A 24,248-nucleotide genomic window follows, 5' to 3' on the forward strand; every position below is an offset into this window, starting at 1 on the left:
ATGGGAATTAGTATCAGATATTAAAATTCTTTTTGACGAACTTAATTCTAATTTTGCTAAGATTCATTCATTAGCTTATGCTAGAAGTTTCCTAGTATAAGTTAAATTATCACTTAGAAACCCTATATAGTTAAATATATATTAAATTATTTCTAATATATAATATATGTTAATAATTTTGGAGATAGTTCATAAAACGAATTACTAAAGGTTTATTACAAATACCGCAATATCTTACAATACATAAATATAACAATTTGATATTATAGTCGTATAAAATTATTGGAGGTAATGAATATGAATATTGGTAATTGTTTTGAAAATGGACAAATTGGTACTATATCTGAAATTATTAAATCAAAAGATAAGACTTTTAATCCTCATCCAAAGTTTAAAGGAGTTTGTCTAAAAAATCTTGTAACAGGAGACATGACAAATAATAAAATTAGCTGCGTTTTAGTTAGGGTTGAGCCATTTTGCACATTAGATACTCATATACATGAAAATAGTTTAGAAATACATGAAGTTATTTCTGGTGATGCAACTTGCTATATTGGTGAAAATAAAATTAATTATACAGTAGGTACTGTTGGCGTTATTCCTGAAAATGTTTCTCATAAAGTAGAAGCAGGAAAAAACGGAATATATATTCTTGCCAAATTTACACCTGCTCTTTAATCAAAATTTCTGCAGCTGCTTTTAAATTGCATTGGTGTTATACCAATATGCTTTTTAAAAGTATTGCACAGGTGGCTTTCATCTGAAAAATTGAAATTAAATACTAAGTCAGAAATGGGCTGCTGTTTTAGCAGCCCTTTTCGGATCTGCTTTATTTTTTCCTGAATATAAAATTGATATGGGGTAACGCCCATCTGATTTTTAAATAATCTTAACAAATGATATTTTGATATATTGGCATAATTTGATAATTTTTGCAAATTAAAAGTTTCATTCAAATTATCCTTTATGAAATCTGAAGTTAATGATATTATTTTGATGTTCGTGTGCTTTTTACAATTATGATCTATTTTTATATATTGTTTCAGAAAATACAATAGTATATTTTCAAAACAAACAGTATTATTACTATGATTATAATTTTGTATCATGTTTAAAATTGCCATTTCCACTATTCTATCTTTAAAAACATACCTGCATAAGGAATTATTATTATATTTTTTTACATTAGAATTCATACATAGCACTATATATTCATATTGAGTTTTATTAATTGCAGAAATTGTATGTTCAATGTGTGGGGGAATAAAGTATACATCACCTTTTTCCAACAAGTATTCTTGTCGTTCTACGTTTAATCGTATTATTCCATTTGTAACTATTCCAATACAGAATGCATTATGGCTGTGTCTTGGAAATGAATGGAAACTTTTTTCCCTAATTATCTCAACATTTTTATTACAATAGAAATTAATTTTATTTTTTTCTCTATACATACTAATAATCACCTACTTATAATTTAATTCTATTAATATATAGTGTAACCTAATTATTTAAGCTTTTTAAGCAATTCTATATCTATTTTCTTAAGATGATGTTCAAGAGCCTCTGCGGCAGCATCGGGATCATGGTTTTCTATAGCTTTAAGGATGCATAAGTGTTCTTCGTATATATTATGTATAGATTTTTCTTCGTATAGTGAAATATTTACGGTTTTGTCAATAAAAATATCCATTAAGTAGGAAAGACTGTTCCATGTGGTGATAAATAATTCATTACCTGATAATTTGATGATTTCATAGTGGAATTCTTTATCAAATTCTGCTTTTTTACTTTCATCATTTTCATTTACCATGTTTTTATATGTTTTATATAATTTTTTTATGTCTTGGTTTGAGGCCTTTTTGGCAGCAGCTTTTACAGAGGAAGATTCCAGGACTTCTCTAAGATCAAATAAGTCTTCAATACTCCCATTGCTCAATTTAAAGGATATGGACAGCGGCTTATAGTAACTGTCATTAATATTGTTAGATATAAAGTTTCCCTGACCATGTTTCCTTTCGATTAAGCCAATTATCTCGAGAGCTTTTAAAGCTTCTCTTAAAGCCGGACGTCCAACCTTCCATATTTCTGTTAGTTGTCTTTCAGGCGGTAATTTATCGCCAATTTTCAATTCATCATGTAATATCATATTTTGTATTTTTTCAATAATAGATTGAACTACATTTTTATTTTCAGTGGTTTCAGACATAGTAACTCCTTTGTATATTTAAGTCTATATAATGTTATCATAAGTGGGATAGAAATTGAAGTGTATGCTAAAGATGTATGTGATGAGAAGTTTAAAGTTAGGGCAATTGGAAATGAAATTGAATAAGAATCCTGTTAATAAACATAAGGTGGAGTTTAAAACTCCGCCTGATGCTAAGAACTCTGTTTATTAACATATTATTTTTTCTTCCCACCATGCATAACCTACAGTTGCTGCAGCAGACTGATTAGGGGTTTCAGGGTTTGATAAGAAAATTAGAAATGATCCTCCAGGAGGAAATATAAACTTTCCAACTTCCTCATCACCAACTGTAACGTCTGGAAGAGCTCTTCTAACGAAAGCTTTTTTACCTCCAAGGGGCTCATTAATTACATTAATTGCCTCAAATAATCCTATTTTGGGTTTAGGCGGTGGACAAAGAGCTGTATTGCCAGGAATTACTGTTGTAACTCTTATTGCATTTCCTGATGGCTGACTATTAAACCATATTTGGGCTCTTATTGGTGATTGTCCTGTATTTGAAACCTGCCAAAAATAAACATGTAAGTTAACACCTGAATTATTAGGATTGAATAAACCTGCCCATGCACTTTTACTATTCCCAAATTCTAGTTCATCTGTAGCCCCAACAAAATATTTTCCTTGAAGTGATAGATACAAAGCATATGGCATACTGGCTACTTGAGTTATTGGATTTGCTAAAAAAACTGATTTTTTGTTGTTATTGCAGCTTCCCATTTAAGATAATCCTCCTATTCTCTATTTGATTTCTTGAATTTTTTCTTCCAACCATCCAAAAGCGACTCGACCTTCTCCAATTTGATTTGATTCCTCTAAATTTGACAAGGAAATAATAAATGATCCTCCTGGTGGAAATATAAATTTACCAACCTCTTCACTTGCAATTGTAACTTCCGGAGTAACTTTCCTTGTAAATACATTGTCTCCATCATAGGGCTCATTAAGCACATTATTTGCTTGAAGTAAATTTACTCTTGGTATTGGTAATGGCTTAAGGGCAGTGTTGGCAGGTGTTACTAATTCTGATTTAATAGGCTCACCAGATGGTTCTGCATTAAACCATATTCGCGCTGTTAATGGCGACTTTCCGACATTTGTAACAGTCCAAACATATATATAAAGATTTACTCTAGAATTAACTGGATTTACTAATCCTGCCCATGCTATATTTTTATCTTGAAATTTCATATCATCTGCATATCCTACAAAGTACTTTCCTTGAAGTGATAAATATAAAGCATAAGGCATATCAGCCACTTGAGTTATTGGATTAGGCAAAAAAATTGAATTTTTATAATTTTCCACTTTTATCACATCTCCTATTAAGGTATTTTCTTATGGAAAATACACTTCTTAGTCATATAATATTTGTACTGTATAAGTTTTGTGAGAGCACGTCCAATAAAAACATTATGAATAATTTGTTATCGTTGATCACAAATAGCATCATTATTGCAAGTTTAAAGTTATTTTAATTTACATAATGAAACAATTCTATTATTTGTAAAAATTTAAAAGTGCATTTTTAGCATTAATTATGCTATAATTATGATTGTAAAATATAAAGGAGGTACATATTATGAATAAAAAGTTATCTAAAGATGCATATGGCGGCATAGCTGGTAAAGACTATGTCCCTTACATTTCCAGTGGCTCTAAATCTGGTGGAAATGCTGCTGTATTAACAATCGGTATTATTCTAGCTGTACTATTTGCAGCATCTACTGCCTATTCAGGTATGAAATCAGGGCTTACAGTTGCTGCTGGTATACCTGGTTCTATAATAGGTTCTGTATTTATAGCTATATTTGCTAAACAGAAAGGTATCCTTGGCAAAAATTTAGTTCAAGGTATGTCAAGTGGTGGAGAATCTATCGCTAGTGGTATGATATTTGTTTTACCAGCAATAATTTTAATAGGTTCAAAAGTTTCTTTCTTTGAAGGTTTTGTTGTTGGTGTAGGAGGTGTTTTATTCGGTATAGGAGTAGCTTCTCTTGTTTACAATTATTTAATAGTTGAAGAACATGGTAAATTGATGTACCCTGAGTCAATGGCTATATCTGAAACACTTGTTGCTTCAGAAGGTGCTAAAGAATCAGTGAAGTACATGGGAATAGGCTTTGGAATAGGCGGTATTATAACTGTTTTTACTAGTTCATTTTTAAATGTAGCTAACAATGTTATAAGCTATGTAAACGAGTCCTTTTACAAGTGGAAATTTGAAGTTGAAGCCAATCCACTATTATTAGGTATAGGATTTATAGTTGGCATAGATGTTTCCTTAACTATGTTTGCGGGTTCTATATTATCTAACTTTGCTGTTACACCTTTAATAGGTTATTTTGTTTCTCTTGGAAAAGGCGGTGCAACTGTATGGAATAATTCACATGTTGCTTTAAATGCCATGCAAGTTAAGCATATAGCAGGCAGCTATGTAAAATATATTGGAGCAGGCATGATGCTTTCTGGAGGTTTTATAGGTGCTATAAAACTTATACCAACTATAGTATCTTCCATAAAAGAAACTCTTGGTGTCAAGTCATCAAAAGGTTCTGGAAGTTCATCTGCTGAAAACTTAATATTATTTGGTGGTATAATAATAGGCTTTATAGGTGGTTTCATGATATCTGGTGGTAATATACTAATGGCAATAACTGCTTCTATTTTATCACTAGTATTATCATTATTATTTGTTATAGTTGCTGGTCGTTTAACTGGTACTATAGGAACTTCAAATCTTCCCGTATCCGGTATGACTATAGCTTCTATAGTTATTGTAACATTATTATTTGTTACAATGGGATGGAAAAACCCTGGAAATAACAGGTCTTTACTTTTATTTGGTACGTTTATAGTTACTGCTATATCTGCAGCTGGAGGTTACTGTCAATCACAAAAAGTCACTTTTATAGTTGGCGGTGACAAAAATGAAATGCAAAAATACTTTGCTATAGCTGGTATAGTTGGTGCTGCAGTAGTTACTGGCGTTATAATGTTACTTTCAAGCCAGCTTGCTATGACTGGTGATAACGTGCCATTTGCATTACCTCAAGCTAATCTAATGTCAACATTAACTGGCGGTATAATGTCAGGTAGTTTACCTTGGGTTATGATAATTGTTGGTATTGTTATGGGATTTACTTTGTTCTTATTAAAACTTCCTGTAATGACAATTGCCATAGGATTCTATTTGCCAATATCTACAAATGCCATAATATTAATAGGTGCATTTGTTCGTCTATTTGTAGAAAAAACTTCTAAAACTGAAAAGCAAAAAGAAGCTAGAGTTTCTAATGGTGTAAGTTTATCATCTGGACTGGTTGCTGGTGGTTCCATAATAGGACTTGTTGGTATAATACTTCAAGTAACTAATGTTATAAAAATAGGTGAACCAAGTGGATTTGCTGCTTCTAATGGAATGGGATATGTAATATTAGCAGCTCTAATAATAGCTTCAATAATACCTATAATGAAGAGTAAGGAAAAAAATGCCAAATAACAACGAAGAGGTCTTAAATATAATATTTAAAATCTCTGATAATTTAGAATATGAGGTAGATGAAGACGGCATTGTGACTATACTCGAAAAACAAGATCATAAGATTCAAAAGTTTTTTAGAAAAATTAAATTTAGAATTCCAGAATATAAAAAAATTACTTTGGATGAATATGCAAGTTATGTGTTTTTACAGATAGATGGAAAGAAAACTGTAAAAGCTATTGGAGAAAATCTAGAAGCAAAGTATGGTGATAAAGCTCACCCACTTTATGAAAGATTGTTGTTATTTTTAAATCATATAGATGTTAATTGTCACTATATAGAAAAAATAAATTAATTATAAAAGATGGCACTATGTTATAGCTGCCATCTTTATTTTTATGAATTTTTACCAACTTCAAATAGAATATATAAGCAAATATGCTATTGACATATTTAGAAGTAAGTACTAATATATATAATATAGTTGATTATGATTATCAATATCAATTAATAAAAACTGTACATGAAATTTTACTATTTTTAGGAGAGTGATATTATGGCCAATAGTATAGGACTTAATGAAGTTAAAATTAAATCAAGAGTTAAGGTAGTTCAAATATTACCTGAAAGTAAAGTAAGAAAAAAAATTATGGACATGGGTATTGTAAGAGGAACTGAAATTATTGTAGCAGGAAAGGCACCCATGGGTGATCCAATAGAACTTCAGGTTAGAGGATACAGCTTAAGTTTAAGAAAAAATGAAGCAAAAGATATTTTAGTAGAGCTAATATAAAAAATTTGTTAGGAGGTGATTCATATGATTGAAAGCAATATGCCGTTGAATGCTGTTTCAATGGGGAGAAGCGCCGAAATAAAAGATGTAGTTGGAAGTGAAATTATGTGCAAGAAGCTTATGGAAATGGGACTTAGTAAGGGAACTATAATTAAAATAATGAATAATGACATAGGACATTTAGTAGTAAAACTTGGTGAAACCAGACTTGTACTTGGACGTTCAATGGCACAAAAAGTTATGGTTAGAGAAGTTTAAAGTTAATATATTGGAGGCTTGATGATGAATAAAAATTTGGTTATTGCTTTAGCCGGCAATCCTAACTGTGGTAAAACTAGTTTGTTTAATGAACTTACAGGTTCAAAACAGCATGTAGGGAACTGGCCTGGTGTTACAGTTGAAAAAAAGGAAGGAAAATTAAAGTTTCAAGGTAGAGATATAACAGTAGTTGATTTGCCAGGAACGTATAGTTTAGGGGCATATTCAGAGGATGAAGTTGTAGCTCGTGATTTTATACTTAAAGAAAAACCGGATGTGGTTATTAATGTAGTAGATTCCTGTAATCTTGAAAGAAATTTATATCTTACAATGCAGATTCTTGAAACTGGAGCTAAAGTAGTTTTAGCACTTAATATGATGGATGAAGCTAAAAATAAAGATATACAAATCGATGCGAAAAAATTATCCAGTGCTATCGGAATACCAGCAGTTCCAACAGTAGCAACTAAAGGTCAGGGAATAAATGAATTAGTAAGTGAAGCTGTTAAGCTTGGAGATTTAAAAGAGCATAATTTATATAAAATTGATTACGGTGCTGAAGTAGAAAGAGAAACAGGAAAAATAGAACTTGCTTTTTCAGAAGCAGCTGCAGCTCTTGAATATCCATCTTCTTGGACAGCATTAAAGCTTATAGAAAATGATGAATATATAAATAAATATGTGGGTGAGAAAGTAAAAACAAATGCAGTAAAGAAACAGGTTCAAAATAGTATAGAAAAAATTACTAAGTCTATTGGCTATGAGCCGGATGCTTTTATAATTGATAAAAGGTATGAAAAGATAAGCAGTGTTGTTAAAGATAGTGTAAAGAAAAATACAGTTGTTAAAGAAAGTGTTTCGGATAAAATAGATAAAGTAATTACTAATAAATGGCTTGGAATACCTATATTTGCACTTATAATGTTTGGGGTTTATCAGATTTCAATAGGCCTTGGTAATGGGCCACTTGCGGATTTAGTAAATGACTGGATAGGTAAGCTTGGAGCTAGCGTGGATTTTGGACTTCAACATATAGGGGCACCTGAACTTTTGGGCGATTTTGTTAGAGATGGTATTTTTGGCGGTGTTGGTTCAGTACTTGGATTTATGCCTATGATTTTGATAATGTTTTTCTTGATATCCCTTCTGGAAGACAGCGGATATATGGCAAGAGCTGCTTATGTAATGGACAGGCTCATGCATGCAGTTGGGCTTCACGGTAAAACAGCAGTATCACTTATAATTGGATCAGGTTGTAATGTTGCAGGAATAATGTCGGCAAGAACTCTTGAAAACAAGAAGGATAGAATGATAGCTATTTTAATAAGTCCTTTCATTTCATGTCCAGCAAGACTTGAAATTTATGGATTATTTATTGGAGCATTCTTTGCAAACAAAACAGTAGGTATATTTAGTGAAGGCGGACTTATTGTATTTATACTCTATGCTCTAGGTATTGCAGTTGCAATATTAATGGGAAAATTCTTTAGCTCAAAAGTATTTAAAGGTGAAAATTCATATTTTGTTATGGAATTACCTCCATATCGTATACCAACTCTTAAAGGAATTTTGATTCACATGTGGGAAAAATCAAGTCACTTTTTAAAGAAGGCAGGAACCGTTATTTTAGTTGTATGTATAGTTGTTTGGATTCTTACTAATTTACCAGCAGGTGCACCACAAGACAAAACTATATTAGCAAGATTAGGATCACTAATATCACCTATATTTAAACCGGCAGGTTTTGGAACATGGCAGGCAGGAGTTGCACTTATAACAGGATTTGCAGCTAAAGAAGCTGTTGTTGGTACTTTTGGAACAATTTATGGAGTAGACGAAGGAGTACATCTTTTCCATGCAATACAAAATACTTTTACACCGCTTACAGCAATGTCATTTATGGTAATGTGCCTTTTATATGTACCATGTGTTGCAACTATAGGAGCAGTAAAAAGTGAAACAAATTCAAGTAAATGGGCATGGGCAGCAGTAGGGTATACTTGTGCAATTGGATGGATATGTGCAGTAATAGTATATCAGGTAGGAAGATTGATGGGATTTGTTTAAATTACACTTTTGATGAGAATGAAATTCAATATTATTTAATCTAAATTAATTTGAAAGGAGTTAAGTGTGCTGCTTGATAATGTTTTGGCATTTATATATAAAAATAAATATCATGATATAAGCGAAAGCCTCGTGACTGCACTTGAAGCTAAAGATTGTTATACATGTGGGCATTCTGCGAGAGTTGCGTTTATGGTATGTGAGCTTGCAAAGAAACTTGGAATTAAGGGAAAAGAATTTGAAGCTATTCACATAGCAGCACACTTACATGATATAGGTAAGATAGGTATACCAGATGAAATTTTAAACAAAAAAGGAAAACTTATGCCCCATGAGTGGGAATACATTAAAGCACATCCCAAGATTGGGTATGATATATTGAGCAAATTGAGAAAATTAAAAAATGTAGGCAAGATGGTTTTGTGTCATCATGAAAGATGGGATGGAAAGGGATATCCAAATGGCTTATCAAAATTTGAAATACCTTTAGGCTCAAGGATGATTTCAGTATGTGATTCAATAGATGCCATGACTTCAACAAGACCTTATAGAAGAGCTTTAAACTTTGAAAAGTGCATGAATGAAATGTATATTAATAAAGGAATCATGTTTGATCCATTGATAGTAGACTGTGTTTTAGATAATAATTTGCAATTTAGAAAAATTATAACCAGTTTTAAAGCAAAGGAATACTGATATATGAGGAAATTAGAGTATATTGAAAATGCGAAAGCAAAATTGAAGGCAAAAGGATATAAGGTTACTTCTTCAAGAACTAAAATATTAAATGCTATATGTGGTAGTAAGAAGCATATAACTGCTGATGAAATTTATAAAAAGCTTAAAGAAAAGAATATTGGAGTTACTACTGTATATAGGAATGTTTCACTGTTTGAAAAAATAGGAATTTTGAAAGAAATATATGTTTCTGACAAAAGATATTACGAATTAGAGGGTACTGGAAAATATAAAATTCATATTCATACTAAATGTGTTAGATGTAATAAAGTTATGGATTTAGATGATAAATACATTAAAGATAATTTAAATAGTTTTATGAAAAGCATAGAAAAAAGTGATTGTGTTTCAGTTCAAGGTGTAAGTATAATATTATCTGTTTTATGTGATAAATGTAAAACTTAGAGGAAAGGATGGTTTTTATGATTATGAAAATTTTGAAGAGACTCTCAAAAGGAGGATTGTATTCAAATAAAATTATGGCTAAAGAACTTGGAATAGATGAAAGCATGGTAGAACAAATGATATCCCAGCTTGAAAGACTTGGATATATAAAGCGAGATAATATGAATGCTTCATCAGGTTGTGATTGTGGGTGCTGCGATTCAAAAAAGAAAAAAAGTTGCTGTAGTGGTAAAAACAATATAAGCATAGATTTATGGAAACTTACGGAGAAGGGAAAAGCAGTAGTGTAGGAATAAAAGTTGCTTCTGTATTGAGAATGATAGTCAACAAATAAAAAGAAGATGCATATGAGTATGTTGGTGGTTGGAGTGGATAAAGTTAATGTTTTGTAAATGGACTTTGTCACATATTAAAAATAGAATTAATTACGAGGAGGATTAAGTTATGAAAAAAATATCAATTATTTATTGGAGTGGTACAGGAAATACTGAGACTATGGCAAAAGCAATACAAGAAGGAGCCAAAAATGGAAATGCAGATGTTAAACTTGTTGGTGTAGGCGAAGCAAGTTTAGAAGACGTGTCAGGTGCAGATGTTGTTGCTTTTGGATGCCCGGCAATGGGTGATGAACAGCTTGAAGAAAACGAAATGGAACCATTTATAGAATCCATTTTGCAGGATATTAAAGATAAAGATATTGGCTTATTTGGTTCATATGGTTGGGGTAGTGGAGATTGGATGACTAACTGGGAAGAGCAGATGAAGGAGTATGGAGCAAATCTCGTAGAAGAAAGCCTTATAATAAATGAAGAACCAGATGATGATGGACTAGAAAAATGTAAAAAACTAGGTGAAAGATTAGCAGAAAAATAAAAATTTTTAAATATAGGGGAGGTTATTTATGAGTAGAGAACAAGTAAATAAATTTTTTAATATAATTAATGAGTATAATGATTTTGAATACTTATTGTATGTGATAATATGCCATTGTGCTCCAACTTTAAAAAGACAAAAAATAGCCTCCCTCATTATATTTAGTGATAATGGAAGAAAGCTAAATTTAATATGGGAAAGATATAAGGATAGAATAAAAGAAAATTTAAAGATTAGTTTTTTTGAATTGCGCAGGAATAAAAAAAATATAACAGTATTATTCTATAACGATAAAATGTTGGAGACAAGTATAAAGTGTCAAAAAAATATAGATTTTCTAAATAGGTTTGGATATACAAATGAAATGGATCTTAACCAATGTTTATGCCATTTAAGTAAAAGATTTGAGAAAATATGTCCACACGAGATAGGTGTATTTCTAGGGTACCCTATAGAAGATGTAATAACATTTGTAGATTGCCCTAGTATAAAGTGTAAGATGATAGGCTATTGGAAGGTTTACCATGATGTGGAAAATGCTAAAGCTATTTTTAATAGCTATGATTTAATAAAGAAGAAGATGATTGGACTTATTTTTGAGGGATATAAGCCTACTCAATTGATACTAAATGTATAAATTTGAAATTCAGGGTAAAGCTTATGAAATGAATAATATAATAATTGATTGTAGGCATGTCAAAAATATTCTAAAGGAATGTTTTTGGTATGCCATTTTTAAGCTATGATAAATAGCGAAAGTATAGTCTAATGTGTTATTTGTTTAAATAGAGAAGTGAATTATAAATGCAAGATAAACTAAACATTTCATATGAATGTTATGTGGAATAAAGTGTGTGTGAGAAAATTAATATGAGAAAAGAGGAAATGAAAGTGATAAAGGAAATACATGAAGATAAGTTGATGGAATCTTTTTACAATATGATGCCGTACTTTAAATACTATTTTGGAATGGAATTATTATTTACAATTTCCAATACTAAAAAATTCCTTTTGGTTCAAGATAGTGAAAATTTAGCAACCAATTTTAAAGCAGGTGATGAAATACCTAAAAATTGCGCTGCAGATGTGTGCTTAAAGAAAAAGGAAGTTATACATATTACAGTACCAAAAGAAGTGTTTGGAATACCTGTAGAAACAATTGGAATCCCGGTTTTTGTGAATAATAAAATAGAAGGCACAATGGTAATAGGCATGAGCACTGACAAAACAAATAAAAGAGAAAAAATAACTAATCTAGCTAATACATTGTCAGAATCATTAACTCAAATGAGTTCAAATGTAGTAGAAATGTCTTCTAAGTTTCAACAAATAAATCAAACCAATGAGAGTATTGGAGAATTTATTAAAAAGTCAAAAGAAAGCTCTAAAAAAACTGATGAAGTTCTAACATTTATTAAGGGTATTGCAAAACAGACTAATTTACTTGGATTAAATGCTGCAATTGAATCAGCTAGAGCAGGGGAATACGGAAAGGGATTTAGTGTGGTATCATCAGAGATAAGAAAACTTTCAAGTTCAACAAAACAATCAATAGATGAAGTAAATATGATTTTAAATAATATACAAAATTCGATAAATGAAATATATGATAAATTTAAATGTTCTAATAGTTTATTGGAAGATCAAACGGCTGGTCTTGAAGAAGTTACTGCTACTATTGAAGAACTTACATCTAAGGCTACGATTCTAAATGAATTTGCAAATGAAATTTAAAGAATTATTAAGGTGATATAAAATGGTAAAAAGAAAAAAGATATTATCACAATTCAATCATATACAAATTAAAGAATGATGATGCAATCTTGACAAGTTTGCTATTATGAATATAATATACATATACCCCTAACGGTATGGAGGCGTAGATATGAAACAATGTATGGATTCAGCTAACCTGCATCGAAGATTAAAAAAGATTATCGGACAGGTTCAGGCTGTAGATAGGATGATAGATGAAGATGTTCCGTGTGAGGATGTTCTTTCACAAATTAATGCTGCTAAATCTGCATTACATAAATGTGGGCAGGTAATTTTAGAAGGACATATAAAGCATTGTGTGAGAGATGGAATTGAGCATGGTGATGCGGATAAGACCATTGAAAATTTTACTAAAGCAGTTGAACGCTTTGCAAATATGACTTAATAAATACAATTTTGGGAGCAGTCAGAGATGGCTGTTTTTTTTATTGTATTATTGACAACCCATACCCCCATAGGTACAATATACATATACCCCTATAGGTATATTATAATTCAAATGGGAGGTATTTATGAAAAAATTAGCAGAAAAATTGGAATACTTATTGGGAAAGGGTGGCACAAAAAAAGATATTATATTATTGATTATTTCCGGAATTGCTCTAATTGCAAGTATTTTTAATTTGATTCCACTGCCTTTTAATATGGCGTGGATAGCAATTATTCTTTGTGGAATCCCTATCATAATTGAAGCAGTTATTGGACTAGTTACAGCTTTTGATATTAGAGCGGATGTGCTGGTATCAATTGCACTTATTGCTTCTGTATGTATAGGCCAGGATTTTGCCGCGGGTGAAGTTGCTTTCATTATGCAGTTTGGTGCGCTGCTGGAAGATTTAACTGTTTCCAGAGCACGGGCAGGCATTGAAAAGCTTGTTCACCTTACGCCGCACACAGCAAGAGTTTTAGTTGATGGAAAAGAAGAAATTGTTCCTTCTGAAAAAGTTAAGATAAATGATATCATTCGGGTATTTCCTGGTGAAACAATTCCTGTGGATGGAATTATATTATCTGGTCAGACTTCCATTAATCAGGCAGTTATGACAGGAGAATCACTTCCAGTTGATAAAACAGTAGGAGATAACGTTTCCAGCGGCACTGCAAATCAATTTGGCGCTTTTGAAATGAAAGCTGTGAAAGTTGGAGAAGATAGTTCTATTCAGCGTATGATTCGTCTTGTACAGTTTGCAGATGCAGGAAAAGCAAAAATTGTTGGTATTGCCGACAGGTGGGCAACATGGATTGTTGTAATAGCGTTGACAGCTGCAGGATTAACATGGTTTATATCAGGAGAGATTATACGTGCTGTTACGATTTTGGTTGTGTTCTGCCCTTGCTCACTGGTTCTTGCAACTCCTACTGCAATTATGGCGGCTATTGGTAATGTGACTAAGCATGGTTTTCTTGTTCGGGAAGGTGATGCCTTAGAGAGACTTGCCTCAGTATCGAAAATTGCCTTTGATAAAACAGGAACACTTACATATGGTACTCCGCAGGTATTAGAAATCAAGTCAATTAGTTCAGACATTTCAGCGGATGAATTATATTTATATGCAGCGGCTGCAGAATCACTTTCGGAGCATCCCTTAGGAAAAGCAGTAGTAAGCTGTTATAAGAAGAAATTTTCAGATTCAGTTTCGACTGCAGAACATTTTCGCATGATTCCAGGACGCGGTGTTGAAGCGAGTGTGAATGAAAAAGAAATACTTGCTGGGAATGTAGAACTTATGAAAGAAAGTGATGTATCAATTGCATCTTCAGTAATTGTACAATCAGAAGATTTCTTAAAACAAGGATGTACGGTAATTTATATTGCTGTTGATAAAGTGCTTACTGGTTTTTTGTCGTTATCTGATACCATTCGTATGGAAAGTTCAAAGATGATTGATTCTTTATCTGCTCTTGGTGTCCAGCCTGTTTTGTTAACTGGTGATCATGAGAATGCTTCAAATACGATTGCAAATCAGCTTCATATTGAAGAGGTACATGCAAATTGCTTACCAGAGGATAAACTCAACTGGATTTCTGCATATCAGAAAAAGAAACAGGAAGTATGTATGATTGGAGATGGAATCAATGATGCACCTGCTTTAAAGATGGCAAACGTTGGAATTGCAATGGGCGGAGTTGGCAGCGATATTGCAGTAGATGCAGCAGATATAGCATTGGTGGATGATGAAGTTAAGGAACTTCCTCATTTGTTAGCACTGTCAAAGCGGATGATGTTCACTATAAAGTGTAATCTTACTTTTTCAATGACACTGAATTTTATTGCTATTACACTTGCTATTACGGGTATACTAAATCCTGTTGTTGGTGCTTTAGTGCATAATGCAGGTTCTGTGTTTGTAATTATAAACTCAGCACTATTACTGAAATGGAAGAAAAAAGAACAATTATTAGGTCTTTAATGTTGTAAGAGCTTTACTACTTTGTAAAAGGAAAAATGATATAAAAAGTTTATGAAATTATTAATGGTATGTGTGTAATAATTGTAATAAAATATATGTATAATAAAAATGTCATTACGCTTTTTCATAATTGATGGATTTTTAGATGGTGGAATTTTGGCATTAAGATTGGAAAGTGATGAAATTGACAGAAATATATAGTTCTATGGATCATATTTTACTGTTAGATGATTATAGTGATCCTAAATTGCATAAGCATTTTGCAAAACATTTAATTATAAGTTTGAAGGACGAAATAAGCTGTACGATTGAAGAAAAAAGTATAAGCTGCAATGGAATTTTAATTAATTCTAATATTATTCACACCATAGATAGTAAAAATCAGCAGGTTCTTGTTTTTTTATTTGATGAAACTTCAGATATTGCTAAAGAGCTTCGAGAACAATATTTTATGCACAGACAGTTTTCTGTATTATCTAAAGAAAATGTAAGGAAAATAGTAAAAATATGGAGTCAGTTTATTGAGGTTAAAAAAGAAAATATTACACGTGCATACAAGAATGCTTTTAAGGAAATTATGGAAGTGTGTAATGTTAAAGTTAAGGTTGTTTTAAATAAGGATGATAGAATAAAAAGTGTTATAGAGTATTTAAATTGTATAGATACTATATCTGAGGGAACTTTAGATGAACTTGCAAAACATGTGTTTTTGTCAAAAAGCCGATTATCACATTTGTTTAAGGAGCAGGTTAGAATATCTTTAAATCAGTTTTTAATAATTGAAAAAATGAGAAAAACTTATGAATATTTGGACAAGGGATACAGTATTACAGATGCAGCTATTAAGGCAGGTTTTAATAGTTCTTCACATTTTGCTAATACAAATAAGGCAATGCTTGGATTAACAGCTAATGAAGTAAAAAATGATATCCGTTATGTTGTAATAGAATAGCGTTTATTTGCAAGTAAATTATGAACATAGAAGTTAAAATAAAGACATAGCTTTGGACTTAGCAATGTCTTTTTTTGATGGGAGGAGTTTTAAATTAAAAAGGATAAAATAACATTCTCAAGAGGCTTATATAATTTAAATAAAGATCCAAATTTTAATTATCAATTAAATCGTGTAGTTATGTGGAATGAAGGAGATATAGAAGATATTAAAAAAGTGGCAGGTAAAATTTATAATAGCAAAACCTGGAAGAAGGAATTGATTAAATTAGGGGATACTGCTATGTTAGAAGACAGAATAAAAGAAGCAATTGCCTATTATAGAATGAGTGAATTTTTTATGTATGATGGTGATCCAGATAAAAAGAAATACTATGTAAAGGCTTCTAAGCTTTTTTATGATTATTATAAAGAGTATTTTGAAGATGGAACGGTAAAAAAATATGAAGTGCCTTATGAAGAGGTTAAACTTCCAGTGATGTATGCTAAAGCTGTTGGAGTGAGGAAGGATACTATTTTGCTTCATGGTGGAAATGATTCTTATTATGAAGAATTATTTTTTGCAATGCTTTATTTAGCTGAGCATGGTTTTGATGTTTATTTATTTGAGGGACCAGGTCAAGGCGGAGTTATGAGAGTACAAGGAAAGCCTTTCACATATCAGTGGGAAAAACCAGTAGGTGTAATTTTAGATTATTTGAAGCTTTGTGATGTTACGATAATGGGAGCGTCATTAGGTGGAATGTTAGCTCCTCGTGCGGCTGCTTTTGATAAAAGAATTAAAAGAGTTGTAGCATGGTCAATCTTCCCAAATTTTCTTGATGTCGTAATGGCTATGGCAACTAGAAGTCAAAAGTTATTTTTGCATATATGCATGAAATTAAAGACAAAGAGAATTATTAACTTTGCTTTCAAAGTGGCAATGAGTAAAGATGAAATGGTAAAGTGGGGAGCAGAACATGGAATGTATGCATATGAAGCTAAAACACCCTATGATTATATTATGAAATTAAATAAATTTCAGATGATAGATGTTGGACCAAATCTTACACAGGATGTTTTAGTTATTGGGGCTAGTAATGATCATTTTATAGATTATAAATTATTTAAAGAGGAAATGGATGCACTAACTAATGTACATTCTTTAACCTTTAGATTGTTTACAGAAAAAGAGGATGCTGCAAACCATTGTAATATTGGAAATACAAAATTGTTATTGGATACGGTTATAAATTGGATTGAGATGATGACTAATAAAGAAGAAAATAGCATTAAATCTTGGAAAATTTAAAGATAATATATGGCAATAAAGGTGCCCATAAGCGAAGCCAGTATCAAATGAAAATAGAAACAGCAATTTGAATTTTTAAAATAATATGTTATAATTTGAGTGATAATGAAATTCGTTATCACTCAAATTCATGAAGGCAAATAGAAAATTTTTGGCCGTAATATTTATTATAGAAAGTTATTAATATGGGGGCAATGGAATGAATCCAACGGAGAGAGATAAACAATTATATGGCAGTAAAGTAGAAGTTATCAGAAGAAATGATGATTGTACAATTTATAAAATTAATAATTTAAATGGTAATGCTGTTATGAGAAGCTATTCTGTGTTTCCGGGCATTGAATTAATCTATAATGATGTTCATACTAGGTGGGTAAACATAGATGGAGAACAACCAAAGAATGTTTTGGAAATTAATCATTGTAAAGAAGGCATAATTGAATGTAAGACAAGGAAAGGGGAGTATCTTTACATTTCAAAAGGAGATCTTGCTATAAATCAAAAGTATAGTATGAAAAACAGTTGTAAGTTTCCTTTAAATCATTTTCATGGAATTACTGTGGCTGTGGATCTTGATAAATCACCTAAGTGTTTATCCTGTATTCTAGAGGATGTTTCAGTTAACTTGTTAGAACTAAAAAATAAATTTTGTGAAAATAATAAGGGGTTTTTAGTAATAAAAGAAAGTAAGAGCATTGAACATATTTTTTCAGAACTGTATTCAGTATCTCAAAAAATAAGAAAAGGATATTATAAAGTAAAAGTTTTAGAATTGTTTCTTTTCCTAAGCAGTCTGGAACAAGAGGAATTAAAACAGAGCAAAAATTATTATTCAAAAAGGCAGGTAGATATCATAAAAGCAATAAAGAAATACCTTTTAATTCATCTGTCTGAAAAAATAACTTTAGATCAGTTGTCAGTGAAGTTTAAAATTCCTCTTACAACAATGAAACTTGTGTTTAAAGAAATATATGGGGACAGTATATATTCTTTTATAAAAACATATAAGATGCAGAAGGCAGCAGAACTTTTGAAATATACCGGAGAGGAAATCAATGAGATTGCAGGAAAACTTGGATATGATAATGCAAGTAAATTTTCTGAAGCGTTTAAAAAAGTTATAGGAGTAAATCCAAGTGTATATCGAAAAAATGTCCAAATGGAGTATTGACGACAAAATAGAGTAGAAAAACAATTTCAAAGGAATTACAATTTGTGTTGTAGTTAGTCAATGCTAATTATAATCCAATTTTCATATTTACAAAATATAGTTTAAAGGAGGAGATAGTATGTTAGACGGATTATTTCAAAATACATGTAAACCAAAGGGATTAGGTGGGAAAATGATTCTCAAAATGATGAATTCAGGTCATGCTAAACTTGCTGATTGGGGACTTAAACATATAAATCTAAAAAGTACAGATTATGTGCTTGATGTTGGATGCGGTGGAGGAGCTAATATAGCCAAATTATTAGAAAGCTGTCCAAATGGTTTTGTTGCAGGTATAGATTATTCAGAAGAGAGTGTAAAGTGCAGCAGAAAAAGGAATATAAATTTTATTAAAAAAAATTGCGAGATTAAAATAGGTAATGTTAATAATATACCTTATAAAGATAAAAGCTTTGATATTGTTACTGCATTTGAAACTATATATTTCTGGCCTAATTTATGTGAAAATTTTAAAGAAGTTGAAAGAATATTGAAACCAAAAGGATGTTTTATGATATGTTGTGAAGAAGGTAATCCGGCAAATGATAAATGGTCTAAAAAAATAGAAGGCATGACAGTATATAGCATTATTCAATTAAAAAATATTTTAAAGTCAGCAGGATTTACTGTAATACAAGAAGACCAAAAACAGAATACAAGCTGGATATGCCTTGTTGGAAGAAAGAAATAAGTTATATTGTGGAAAGTGTAACAAGTGACTGATGTACGTTATTAAATAAAAGAAGAAAATTTTCGGAGATGTTTAAAAAGGTGGTGGAAGTAAATCTAAACATATATTAAAAAATGCACTCAAGTTAGCTAAAACTAACTAAAGAAAGGGGATGTAGAGGTGGAAGTTTTAAGTGAAAGTAGAGAAATTGCAGTAAAAAAAGAATCCAGTATGTCAAAGTTATTTGGATATGCTGGAAAATTTAAGTACTTGACCATAGCTTCCTGGGTTTTGTCCGCAGCAAGTGCACTTGTGGCACTGCTTCCATTTGTTTTTATATGGAAAATTATTAAAGAGGTTTTAAATGCTGCACCAAATTTCAGTGGTGCAAAAAATCTCACATATTATGGTTATATGGCAGTACTTTTTTCTGCTTTGTCCATGGCCATTTATGTAGCAGCTTTAATGTGCTCTCATGTAGCAGCATTTCGTGTTCAGGTAAATATTAGGTCAAAGACTATGCACCATATTGTTACATTACCGCTTGGATTCATGGATGGTATAGGAAGTGGAAAGATCAGAAAAATTGTAAATGAGTCTAGTGCGGCAACAGAAACTTATTTGGCACATCAATTGCCGGACCGTGCAGCTGCAATTGTAACACCGTTTGGCCTGCTTGCTATGCTTTTGGCATTTGATTGGCGTTTAGGAATTTTAAGTTTAGTACCGGTTGTAATTGCATTTTGCATTATGTCAGTAATGACTGGAAGCAGGATGCAGCAGAAAATGAAAGAGTATCAGAATTCATTGGAACAGATGTCAAATGAAGCAGTAGAATATGTACGTGGTATACCTGTAGTAAAAACCTTTGGTCAGTCTGTTTTTTCTTTCAAAAAATTTAAAACAGCTATTGATAATTATGAAAAATGGGTAATTTCTTATACCAAAGATCTGCGTATGCCAATGACATTTTACACTACAGTTATTAATGCCGTTTTTGCTGTATTAATAGCAGCAGCTTTGTTTTTTACAAGAAATGGGGTTAATAATGAATTCTTATTAAATCTTTTGTTTTACATTATTATCACACCAATTATAACAGTTACTTTAAATAAAATCATGTATTCCAGTGAGAATATGATGATTGTGGAAGATGCACTTGAGAGGATTGATAGTGTAATGGATATAAAACCATTACATGAAAGTCAGGCACCAGGGCATCCAAGAAATAACTCAATAATGCTTCGAAATGTATCATTTCACTATAAAGATGCTGATGAAGATGCACTAAAGCATGTTTCACTGAAAATTAATCCGGGTGAACATGTGGCTTTTGTAGGACCTTCCGGCAGTGGGAAAACAACTTTAGCTAATGTAATAGCTCGTTTTTGGGATGTAGATAGTGGTGAAGTTAAAATAGGTGGAGTAAATGTTAAGGATATTTCTAAAGAAGAGCTCATGAAAACTGTTTCCTTTGTATTTCAAGATAGTAAGCTTTTAAAAACTTCAATGTTTGAAAATGTCCGTCTTGCAAAACCAGATGCCGCGCGAGAAGAGGTATTAAAGGCGTTAAAAGATGCTCGGTGTGAGGATATTATAGATAAACTTACAGATGGAATGGACACCATAATTGGTACAAAAGGTAATTATCTATCTGGAGGTGAAAGCCAGCGTATTTCCATTGCAAGAGCAATGCTTAAAAATGCACCAATTCTTATACTGGATGAAGCAACTGCATTTGCTGATCCTGACAATGAATCAAAGGTACAAGCTGCGTTTTCCACTTTATCAAAAGGAAAAACAGTAATCATGATAGCACATAGATTGTCTACCGTAATAGGAGCGGACTGTATCTATGTGATAAAAGATGGAGAAATATGTGAAGCAGGAAGTCATTCTAAATTGGTACAAAAAGATGGACTATATGCACATATGTGGAAGGAATATAATAGTACTGCAAAATGGAAGGTAGGTGTTCAAAATGAGATTGATTGAAAAATTGCAGCATAAATATGCTCTTTCAGAAAAAGGCGCAAGGGACATGATAAAAGCATTTGTGGCTTGTGTATTATCAAATATTGTATTAATGATGCCTGTGGGTCTTCTTTATTACTTAGTTGGAGATTTGATGCATAATAATGTTGGGTCAAAATATATGCCATTTTATGCAGCTGGAATAGTAATATGCCTTCTGTTAATATCCATAACAACATATTTTCAGTATAATGCAACATTCTTTACAACATATGTGGAAAGTGGTGTGAGGCGAATATCACTTGCTGAAAAATTACGAAAACTTCCTCTTTCCTTTTTTGGAAAAAAAGATTTATCAGATTTAACCAGTACAATTATGGCGGATTGTTCTACACTAGAAACAGCATCTTCTCATTGGATACCGGAGCTTATTGGCTCTATTATTTCAACTTTTATAATTGCAGTGTGCCTGTTTTTCTTTGATTGGCGTATGGCAATTGCAGCATTATGGGTATTGCCTGTTTCTTTTGCAATTGTCCTCTTTTCATCAAAAGTGCAGTGTACATTGGGAAAAAAGCAGATGAATGTAAAGATGGCTTGTGCAGATGGAATTCAAGAATGCTTAGAATCTGTGAGGGATTTGAAAGCAAACAATGCAGAAACAGCATATATGAAGGAACTGGACGTGAAAATTAAAAATGTTGAGAAACGTGCAATTATTACAGAACTTGGAACTGCCGTTTTTGTTGCATCTGCGCAGATGATTTTAAAACTTGGAATTGCTACAGTTGCACTAGCTGGTGGAATATTTCTTGTAGATGGAAGCCTAGATGTTTTGACTTTCTTTATGTTTTTGCTTTTGGTATCAAGATTATATGATCCTATGCAGCTATCATTACAGAATTTAGCAGCTATCATCTCAGCCAATATTCAGTGTGAACGTATGAATGAAATTCTCGGACATGAGATGCAGACAGGATCAGAAGAACTTACAAATAAAGGATATGATATTGAATTTGATCATGTTGCGTTTGCTTATGATAATAAAGAAACTGTGTTAAAAGATGTATCCTTTACTGCTAAGCAAGGAGAAGTGACAGCACTTATTGGGCCATCTGGTGGTGGAAAGACTACTGTATCTAGATTAGCAGCACGTTTTTGGGATATCAGCAGTGGGAAAATTACGGTAGGCAATATGGACATTTCAAAGATTGATCCTGAAACACTAATGTCTTTATATTCAATTGTTTTTCAAGATGTTACGTTATTTAATAATTCTATTATGGAAAATATTCGCATTGGGCGAAAAAATGCAACAGATGAAGAAGTTATACAGGCTGCAAAATTTGCACATTGTGATGAATTCGTAGGAAAGCTTCCGCAAGGCTGGAATACAATGATTGGTGAAAATGGTTCTGAACTTTCTGGTGGTGAACGACAAAGGATATCCATTGCTAGAGCATTTCTAAAGGATGCACCAATTATATTGTTAGATGAGGCAACAGCTTCACTGGATGTTGAAAATGAAACTATGATACAGGAGGCATTATCCAGGCTTATTCAAAATAAAACAGTACTTATTATTGCACATAGAATGAGAACAGTAGCAGGTGCTCACAAAATTGTAGTATTGAAAAATGGCATTGTTGCTGAACAGGGAAGACCTAGTAAATTAGTTGAAAAAGGTAAGATATATAAGCATATGACTGAAATGCAATTAAGATCTGCTTCCTGGCAATTTTAAAATATATGTGACATTTTGACTCAGTTTTATGGAGGCTGCTGAAAAAATCACTTTTATGGCAAAATTGCAGCACAAGTATGCAGCTTATAAGATGTGATTTTTGAAAAAGCAGCTCCATTTGATAATATGAATTTAATAATTTAATATAAAATCTGCAGCTTTAGCTGCACCGCCCAAGCTTTTTATTTTAGTTGAATATATTTTAAGATTTTGCTTGAAGGTGTTATCTTTAATAATTTTTGTACACATTTCTAAAAGAAATTCTTTATTGAAATTATATATACCAGGATTTAATGCACAACCTATTTCAGAGGCCTTCTCAGCATTAAAGTAGCGTTCAAAATGATTTCCAGGAAAAATAATTGCAGGTACTTCATTTTCAATGCATTGTACTGTTGTATTTTGACCGCCATGGTGAATAGCAATATCTGACATTTTTAGAACTTTGTCTGATGGAACAATATTCATAAAGTGTACATTTCCAGTATTAGAGTCCATACTACCCTTAAATTTAGGATTTCCTCCTGCTGTAACTATAACATCGAATTCTGAATCTAGGAAAGTATCTAAAATTATTTTTTGGTACATATCTGGAGTTATTGCTCCTGCACTTAAATACACATATATTAATGGACGCTTTTTTTCAAAATTGAAGTTGGATTTTATAAAATTTTTAGGTATTATTGAGCCTAGAAATATATATTTTGAGCTGTCTTTTAAATCCTCAAGATCAGGTATGCTTGGAACAAAAATTTTATTGGAATTATAGTCTTGATTAAGTTCACATATATTTTTAATAGTTTTTAAATTTAAAGTTTTTAAAAGCTCATTATAATCTTCAGCATATACTTCATCGGTTTTATTAGAAAATCCAAAATAACAGAAATCTTTTTTACCTGGAGTACCACCAGTACAAAAATATGGTATGTCCATTTTCTTTGCAACTATAGGCATCACCGTTTCAAATTCTCCGAATATTAGATCTGGCTTAAAATTTTGCACTAGTTCCATTTCTTCTTTAAAGGTATTTTGTACATATTCCTTGGAAATAAGCCCTTTAAATCTTATTACATCACATAAGCTGCTAATAGAAAATTTATGTGCGTGTGAACTTTCCTTAACAGTATTACAATTTTTTTGCTGCCATAATTTTGGTATAGGTGGCTTATATCCTTGTATAACTTTATATCCACAGGCTGCGGCATAGTCAGCTTCTCTTCCTGCAGCTCTAAATAGTATGCTGCAATTTTGTTGCTTTTTTTTAATTTCGTCTGCTATAGCAATTAATCTGGTTATGCTACCCAAAGCTTCAACAGAGGCTATTCCTGGTGTAAACAATATTTTTTTCAAATTAA

25 protein-coding genes are annotated in these 24,248 nt (G+C 31.7%); 20 read left to right on the forward strand and 5 right to left on the reverse strand.

From position 1 onward, the window contains the following. Positions 1–297: 297 nt before the first annotated feature. Positions 298–678, forward strand: a complete 381-nt coding sequence (locus CLRAG_RS04505; RefSeq protein WP_065077296.1) for a cupin domain-containing protein — start codon at positions 298–300, stop codon at positions 676–678. Here the strand turns inward: CLRAG_RS04505 and CLRAG_RS04510 are convergent. The 4 genes from CLRAG_RS04510 to CLRAG_RS04525 all read right to left on the reverse strand — a co-directional run bounded on the left by CLRAG_RS04510 (position 675) and on the right by CLRAG_RS04525 (position 3,556). After that, entirely contained in the window at positions 675–1,454 is a 780-nt protein-coding gene (locus tag CLRAG_RS04510; RefSeq protein ID WP_065077297.1) for an AraC family transcriptional regulator, read from the reverse strand. The two genes, CLRAG_RS04505 and CLRAG_RS04510, sit on opposite strands and share 4 nt — an antisense overlap. 53 nt (positions 1,455–1,507) lie before the next feature. After that, complete coding sequence (locus tag CLRAG_RS04515; protein ID WP_065077298.1) at positions 1,508–2,209, reverse strand: FadR/GntR family transcriptional regulator; 702 nt, start codon at positions 2,207–2,209, stop codon at positions 1,508–1,510. A 189-nt stretch (positions 2,210–2,398) separates the two neighbouring features. Next, complete coding sequence (locus tag CLRAG_RS04520; protein WP_065077299.1) at positions 2,399–2,968, reverse strand: DUF6143 family protein; 570 nt, start codon at positions 2,966–2,968, stop codon at positions 2,399–2,401. 21 nt (positions 2,969–2,989) lie between these two features. Further along, on the reverse strand, positions 2,990–3,556 hold the full coding sequence (locus CLRAG_RS04525; protein ID WP_065077300.1) for a DUF6143 family protein: 567 nt from the start codon (positions 3,554–3,556) through the stop codon (positions 2,990–2,992). A gap of 274 nt (positions 3,557–3,830) precedes the next feature. Here CLRAG_RS04525 and CLRAG_RS04530 point away from each other — a divergent pair, with 274 nt between their 5' ends. The 19 genes from CLRAG_RS04530 to CLRAG_RS04620 all read left to right on the forward strand — a co-directional run bounded on the left by CLRAG_RS04530 (position 3,831) and on the right by CLRAG_RS04620 (position 22,893). Then, entirely contained in the window at positions 3,831–5,750 is a 1,920-nt protein-coding gene (locus tag CLRAG_RS04530) for an OPT family oligopeptide transporter (RefSeq protein WP_065077301.1), read from the forward strand. Next, positions 5,740–6,087 carry a PqqD family protein gene (locus tag CLRAG_RS04535; protein ID WP_065077302.1) on the forward strand — a complete coding sequence of 116 codons (348 nt, stop codon included), beginning with the start codon at positions 5,740–5,742 and terminating at the stop codon, positions 6,085–6,087. The genes CLRAG_RS04530 and CLRAG_RS04535 overlap by 11 nt, the downstream gene beginning before the upstream one ends. 201 nt (positions 6,088–6,288) lie before the next feature. Beyond that, positions 6,289–6,525 carry a FeoA family protein gene (locus tag CLRAG_RS04540; RefSeq protein ID WP_065077303.1) on the forward strand — a complete coding sequence of 79 codons (237 nt, stop codon included), beginning with the start codon at positions 6,289–6,291 and terminating at the stop codon, positions 6,523–6,525. A gap of 24 nt (positions 6,526–6,549) precedes the next feature. Further along, on the forward strand, positions 6,550–6,783 hold the full coding sequence (locus tag CLRAG_RS04545) for a FeoA family protein (RefSeq protein WP_013238062.1): 234 nt from the start codon (positions 6,550–6,552) through the stop codon (positions 6,781–6,783). Positions 6,784–6,804: 21 nt separating this feature from the next. Further along, a complete protein-coding gene (gene feoB / locus CLRAG_RS04550) occupies positions 6,805–8,850 on the forward strand; it encodes a ferrous iron transport protein B (RefSeq protein ID WP_065077304.1) in 2,046 nt (681 codons plus the stop codon). Positions 8,851–8,916: 66 nt separating this feature from the next. Then, entirely contained in the window at positions 8,917–9,546 is a 630-nt protein-coding gene (locus CLRAG_RS04555; RefSeq protein ID WP_154104938.1) for an HD-GYP domain-containing protein, read from the forward strand. Positions 9,547–9,549: 3 nt separating this feature from the next. Further along, positions 9,550–9,993: a Fur family transcriptional regulator gene (locus CLRAG_RS04560; protein WP_065077305.1), complete on the forward strand. Its 444-nt coding sequence runs from the start codon at positions 9,550–9,552 to the stop codon at positions 9,991–9,993. Positions 9,994–10,010: 17 nt separating this feature from the next. Continuing rightward, positions 10,011–10,283, forward strand: coding sequence for a winged helix-turn-helix transcriptional regulator (locus tag CLRAG_RS04565; protein WP_065077306.1), 273 nt, complete (start codon positions 10,011–10,013; stop codon positions 10,281–10,283). A 154-nt stretch (positions 10,284–10,437) separates the two neighbouring features. Further along, the gene (locus CLRAG_RS04570; RefSeq protein ID WP_065077307.1) at positions 10,438–10,866 is read left to right on the forward strand and encodes a flavodoxin; all 429 of its coding nucleotides are present in this window, start codon (positions 10,438–10,440) and stop codon (positions 10,864–10,866) included. A gap of 28 nt (positions 10,867–10,894) precedes the next feature. Further along, a complete protein-coding gene (locus CLRAG_RS04575) occupies positions 10,895–11,503 on the forward strand; it encodes a DUF3793 family protein (protein ID WP_065077308.1) in 609 nt (202 codons plus the stop codon). Positions 11,504–11,757: 254 nt separating this feature from the next. Continuing rightward, a complete protein-coding gene (locus CLRAG_RS04580) occupies positions 11,758–12,600 on the forward strand; it encodes a methyl-accepting chemotaxis protein (protein ID WP_065077364.1) in 843 nt (280 codons plus the stop codon). Between the two features lie 151 nt (positions 12,601–12,751). After that, entirely contained in the window at positions 12,752–13,027 is a 276-nt protein-coding gene (locus CLRAG_RS04585; RefSeq protein ID WP_065077309.1) for a metal-sensing transcriptional repressor, read from the forward strand. A 127-nt stretch (positions 13,028–13,154) separates the two neighbouring features. Next, a complete protein-coding gene (locus CLRAG_RS04590; protein WP_065077310.1) occupies positions 13,155–15,053 on the forward strand; it encodes a heavy metal translocating P-type ATPase in 1,899 nt (632 codons plus the stop codon). Between the two features lie 184 nt (positions 15,054–15,237). Further along, positions 15,238–16,005 carry a helix-turn-helix domain-containing protein gene (locus CLRAG_RS20830; RefSeq protein ID WP_065077365.1) on the forward strand — a complete coding sequence of 256 codons (768 nt, stop codon included), beginning with the start codon at positions 15,238–15,240 and terminating at the stop codon, positions 16,003–16,005. Positions 16,006–16,287: 282 nt separating this feature from the next. Continuing rightward, on the forward strand, positions 16,288–17,295 hold the full coding sequence (locus CLRAG_RS04600; RefSeq protein ID WP_338030832.1) for an alpha/beta hydrolase: 1,008 nt from the start codon (positions 16,288–16,290) through the stop codon (positions 17,293–17,295). A gap of 199 nt (positions 17,296–17,494) precedes the next feature. Continuing rightward, positions 17,495–18,466, forward strand: coding sequence for a helix-turn-helix domain-containing protein (locus CLRAG_RS04605; protein ID WP_065077312.1), 972 nt, complete (start codon positions 17,495–17,497; stop codon positions 18,464–18,466). Between the two features lie 118 nt (positions 18,467–18,584). After that, positions 18,585–19,196 carry a class I SAM-dependent methyltransferase gene (locus CLRAG_RS04610; RefSeq protein ID WP_065077313.1) on the forward strand — a complete coding sequence of 204 codons (612 nt, stop codon included), beginning with the start codon at positions 18,585–18,587 and terminating at the stop codon, positions 19,194–19,196. A gap of 210 nt (positions 19,197–19,406) precedes the next feature. Beyond that, positions 19,407–21,170, forward strand: a complete 1,764-nt coding sequence (locus CLRAG_RS04615; RefSeq protein ID WP_065077366.1) for an ABC transporter ATP-binding protein — start codon at positions 19,407–19,409, stop codon at positions 21,168–21,170. Beyond that, a complete protein-coding gene (locus CLRAG_RS04620) occupies positions 21,163–22,893 on the forward strand; it encodes an ABC transporter ATP-binding protein (protein ID WP_338030833.1) in 1,731 nt (576 codons plus the stop codon). The genes CLRAG_RS04615 and CLRAG_RS04620 overlap by 8 nt, the downstream gene beginning before the upstream one ends. A gap of 132 nt (positions 22,894–23,025) precedes the next feature. On the opposite strand, the gene CLRAG_RS04625 is transcribed toward CLRAG_RS04620, so the two are convergent. Then, the gene (locus CLRAG_RS04625; RefSeq protein WP_065077315.1) at positions 23,026–24,243 is read right to left on the reverse strand and encodes a glycosyltransferase; all 1,218 of its coding nucleotides are present in this window, start codon (positions 24,241–24,243) and stop codon (positions 23,026–23,028) included. Positions 24,244–24,248: the final 5 nt, after the last annotated feature.

It is taken from the genome of Clostridium ragsdalei P11 (assembly GCF_001675165.1).
GTDB classification, from domain to species: domain Bacteria; phylum Bacillota; class Clostridia; order Clostridiales; family Clostridiaceae; genus Clostridium_B; species Clostridium_B ragsdalei.

Coding starts and splice junctions, on each gene's coding strand:
- CLRAG_RS04510 (WP_065077297.1), bottom strand. CDS start 1,454: ATGTATAGAGAAAAAAATAAAATTAATTTCTATTGTAATAAAAATGTT.
- CLRAG_RS04545 (WP_013238062.1), top strand. CDS start 6,550: ATGATTGAAAGCAATATGCCGTTGAATGCTGTTTCAATGGGGAGAAGC.
- CLRAG_RS04600 (WP_338030832.1), top strand. CDS start 16,288: ATGTTAGAAGACAGAATAAAAGAAGCAATTGCCTATTATAGAATGAGT.
- CLRAG_RS04520 (WP_065077299.1), bottom strand. CDS start 2,968: ATGGGAAGCTGCAATAACAACAAAAAATCAGTTTTTTTAGCAAATCCA.
- CLRAG_RS04540 (WP_065077303.1), top strand. CDS start 6,289: ATGGCCAATAGTATAGGACTTAATGAAGTTAAAATTAAATCAAGAGTT.
- CLRAG_RS04615 (WP_065077366.1), top strand. CDS start 19,407: ATGTCAAAGTTATTTGGATATGCTGGAAAATTTAAGTACTTGACCATA.
- CLRAG_RS04560 (WP_065077305.1), top strand. CDS start 9,550: ATGAGGAAATTAGAGTATATTGAAAATGCGAAAGCAAAATTGAAGGCA.
- CLRAG_RS04515 (WP_065077298.1), bottom strand. CDS start 2,209: ATGTCTGAAACCACTGAAAATAAAAATGTAGTTCAATCTATTATTGAA.
- CLRAG_RS04605 (WP_065077312.1), top strand. CDS start 17,495: ATGAATCCAACGGAGAGAGATAAACAATTATATGGCAGTAAAGTAGAA.
- CLRAG_RS04575 (WP_065077308.1), top strand. CDS start 10,895: ATGAGTAGAGAACAAGTAAATAAATTTTTTAATATAATTAATGAGTAT.
- feoB (WP_065077304.1), top strand. CDS start 6,805: ATGATGAATAAAAATTTGGTTATTGCTTTAGCCGGCAATCCTAACTGT.
- CLRAG_RS04610 (WP_065077313.1), top strand. CDS start 18,585: ATGTTAGACGGATTATTTCAAAATACATGTAAACCAAAGGGATTAGGT.
- CLRAG_RS04565 (WP_065077306.1), top strand. CDS start 10,011: ATGATTATGAAAATTTTGAAGAGACTCTCAAAAGGAGGATTGTATTCA.
- CLRAG_RS04590 (WP_065077310.1), top strand. CDS start 13,155: ATGAAAAAATTAGCAGAAAAATTGGAATACTTATTGGGAAAGGGTGGC.
- CLRAG_RS04570 (WP_065077307.1), top strand. CDS start 10,438: ATGAAAAAAATATCAATTATTTATTGGAGTGGTACAGGAAATACTGAG.
- CLRAG_RS04585 (WP_065077309.1), top strand. CDS start 12,752: ATGAAACAATGTATGGATTCAGCTAACCTGCATCGAAGATTAAAAAAG.
- CLRAG_RS04505 (WP_065077296.1), top strand. CDS start 298: ATGAATATTGGTAATTGTTTTGAAAATGGACAAATTGGTACTATATCT.
- CLRAG_RS04535 (WP_065077302.1), top strand. CDS start 5,740: ATGCCAAATAACAACGAAGAGGTCTTAAATATAATATTTAAAATCTCT.
- CLRAG_RS04530 (WP_065077301.1), top strand. CDS start 3,831: ATGAATAAAAAGTTATCTAAAGATGCATATGGCGGCATAGCTGGTAAA.